Genomic DNA, 3724 nt, shown 5'->3' on the forward strand with positions numbered 1-3724 from the left:
CATTCATTACGATGCTGATCAAACAGCTTAACAAATTGTGCAGACCGTTCTTGTTTCAAGGTTGACAGCATCGTAAGCTGATTGAGGCTGGAGTATAGCCCACCGACAAAAGGATTCCACCATGACTTGACGTCCCGAGCCGGGAAATTACTCATCAACCATTCTTCCCCTTCAACTTCGAGCGAGAACAGAGAAGAATAATAGTCAGGCGCCGCTTTCATCCGAATAACCCCGTTATCAACCGTGTATACGGTATACTCCGACTCCACCGTCTCGGTGCAATCAATCGGGCTCGATAACTGACGGAAGATTGCTGAATGATACTGCCCTAGCTCTACATCCAAGCATGTGTGAGCATCAACAACATCGATCGATTGAAGAAGTGGCCGCAACGTGACGCTTGCTTGGGCCACCTCTTCTTCAGGCGATATGGAGCACTGGGCTTCAATCTCTGCCGAATAGCGGTATGACATCTGCACATTGCCACTCCATATGCTATGTTTCCGATCCTCCAAGATCATGGTTGGTTCGCCCTTCACGAACGGATTCCGGTCTACTGGCTGCAGATGCGTCTGAGGGGTAAGTTCGATATGCTCATCCCATCCCTCCTGCATGGAACAAGCTCGGAATGCCTTCCAATCCACAAAGCTTCCCAATGAAATGAATATGGGTTCACTCTTCACTGTCTTCCATGCATCAAGCATCCCCATATTCGTGTCCAAATCCATATACCAGCCTTGGAACTTCAATTCGTAATCCTTACCCCAGCTTATCCCGATTGGCAGTTCGTCTCCGCGGCTGAACAACCAACGTTCCGTTATTAGGTTGCTGTCCCAGTACTCATATTCTCTTCCGATAGAATCATTCATTTCTACAAACTTACCCGCATAAGGAATGATTGCGCGGTAGAGATCATGACGAACGGATTGGGATATCCATACATCTTCAAGCAGCGGCTTATCCCCTTCATTCGTTGCTTCGAACCAGCGTTCAACGATGCCATCGCCATGAAGCCGAGTCATTACTTTCAATAAGACGCCCGTGAAAGCTGAGGAGCGGTAATGCACTTCCTTCACCATGGCTCCGTTCTCTTCTCTTGCAAAAGACACATGACTAGGCGCTGCCTTCGAGAACTCATCCGAAAAAGGCTTCCCTAGTTTCGGAAATAAGAGACTCATGTGCTTGTCCATTCCGACGCAGCTAAGCGTTGTGTCGTTATGCTCCTTCATGAGAGATACTGCATATTTTCCATGTCCAATCTGCCATCCTGTGTTGCAACGCCCCCCGTAAGCTGCACCTACCCCTGGAAATGACGCACTGATTAACGGAGTGAATGACAATGATTCTCCAGACTCTGTCTCAACTTGTATTAGAAGCTCGGTTTGGTAATAACCGAATTGAAGAACTTGATACTGGAGTGGAATGGACTTGCAGGAGAGCGGCTCGATCTGAATTTCGAACTGGCTGTGCTCCCAATCGATCTGATCTTGAGCAGGGAGCATGAAGCGGAACGTCGCTGGCTCTGTCAGATGACTTGCGATGTCAAGATAGGCAACGCCTTGCTTCCTATGGAAGGCGCCGAGATCAGGAAGCCTCAATTCCACAGCAGCGGGCTCTTTCGGAACAACACCGACTCGGAACTGTGCGGATTTCCCATTGATCAACAGCTCTGTACATATAGTTGGAGTGGTTCTCCACTGGCTGATTTCATCCTGCAATTGCTGAACATTGAATTCTGCCTGGAGGGTTACTTCTCCAATCACATCAATTGAGGACTGCCAATCAAAATGAATATTGCGATCACTCTTCCCTTGAAGTTCGATGTGAAGAGGTTTCCCTGACTTATTTACGAGATGGTAGTGAATCGAGTAGGTTCTTCCGCAAATCAGATCCGGCTGTGCGATCTCGGCCGTCAATATATAATCATCCGTATCAATCAGCCTCATACCGCGTCCTCTTCGTTCAAACTCCACTCTCAGCTTCTTGCCGGACTTCTCCCACTCATACCGATAATAGTCGAACCCATTCTGCTTGATGCCGTCTGGTGCGAGGGTGATTTCTCTCACGGAATCCTTATACCAATCAAAATACTCAAAATGAGGGGTCAATGCCTCTGTGCAGACTACTGTGGGGATAAAATTCATGAGATGTGTCGTTTCATCCCGATCCTCCCAGAAGAATCCGCATTTTTTATATAAAGGAACCGCCTTCGTATTGCTTTGCCACGTGTACAAATCCAATCTTGGCCATCCTAATGTAATCGTGTCATCAATGACTTGAAGTAAGAGCTGCTTGCCAATCTTCTGCCTATGATAGTCGGGATGGACATTTAATAAATGCACATACAGCGCGCCCGTGTCTTCCCGGTACTCGCATATTTTGCAATAGCCCACAACCCGTTCGCCGTCTAGCGCTAAGTATAAGGCTAGAGTATCCGCACTCTCCTCCCTCTGCCGCACTTGCTGTGCCGTCATCCTTGAATTTCCGCCGCCGAATGATTCATGACTATCATTCCACATGTCGGCGATTGCTGCTGCCAATTCGGGTCGATACTTTTCAATTTGGATTGTACGAATCATACCGCAACCTCCCAAGATTACTTCAACTAGAGCTAGCGAACATGCCATTATATGACATCGCCACTGTTGATTATATCATCATATCAGTGGATAAATGTTACATTTGAAATACACTTTCGAAATCACACATACCCGCTCGTAAACAGTCCAATATGTAGTTGACAAGCTCACTCGTGAACAGCTACGATAAGATCGTTTACATGCACATATATTGGGATTTTCATAGTCGCCATCCTTACTATTCCATGACTTTGGACGTTCCTTTCATTCATTGCAACTTCTTTGTTGTTTAGTTTCGAATGCATAATTGAATCCCCCTCTAGCGTATGTAGAGGGATTTTTCTATTTATATTTCTAGAATATATGTTCTCAATCACTACACATAGCGTCTTAGGCGGATTGGATGTGGAACTGGGATGAAAATACGGAGAACAAGACCAGACTTTCTCTTACTGCTGCTAACTGTCTTACTGGTAAGCTTCGGAATCATGATGACATTTAGCGCAAGCTCATACACCGCGCTGCAAGATTATAAACAGCCCTGGTATTTTATTGATCGCCAGCTCGGATTTGCCTGTGTGGGATTCGTTCTTATGCTGCTGTTTATGTGCATCCCCTACTTAAAACTCAAGAAGTTATCTGTCCTGCTTGTAGTCGGCTCCATTGCCACCTTACTGCTCGTCCTGCTCATTGGCAAGGATGTAAATGGTGCAAGGCGCTGGCTTATGATAGGCGGCTTCACCCTACAACCGACGGAGTTCATCAAACTATTTGTGCTGCTTTATGCATCTATTCTCATTGCCCGCAAGGGAGACAAGATTCGCAGCTTCAAGCTCGGGCTGCTTCCACTCCTATTCGTAGTTGGCTGCATCTCCTTATTAATATTGAAACAGCCGGATTTCGGCTCTTCCCTGCTTATCATCATTGTAACCGGGATCCTCATCTATGTCGGTGGTGCTAAGCTGTCCCATCTTCGTTCGATCCTGCTAGGACTGGCGCCCATTATCATATTCCTCGCCGTGTTCAAAAGCTATCGGTTGAAGCGTATTACTTCCTTTATGAATCCGTGGGACGATCCTGATGGAAGCGGCTATCAGCTGATTCAATCATTATATGCTGTATCTCATGGCGGGATTGCTGGGACT

2 protein-coding genes are annotated in these 3724 nt (G+C 46.7%); one reads left to right on the forward strand and one right to left on the reverse strand.

Annotated features, from left to right (window positions below; all coding sequences use genetic code 11):
• Positions 1-2579 (reverse strand): GNAT family N-acetyltransferase (locus tag AZ66_RS27760; RefSeq protein WP_044357877.1); only part of this gene is annotated, 2579 nt, incomplete at its 3' end.
• A gap of 416 nt (positions 2580-2995) precedes the next feature.
• Between AZ66_RS27760 and AZ66_RS27765 the strand changes: the two genes are divergently transcribed.
• A partial coding sequence (locus AZ66_RS27765; protein ID WP_197081788.1) for an FtsW/RodA/SpoVE family cell cycle protein occupies positions 2996-3724 on the forward strand: 729 nt, incomplete at its 3' end.

The organism is Paenibacillus sp. E194, from assembly GCF_000935845.1.
In the GTDB taxonomy this organism is placed as follows: domain Bacteria; phylum Bacillota; class Bacilli; order Paenibacillales; family Paenibacillaceae; genus Paenibacillus_B; species Paenibacillus_B alvei_B.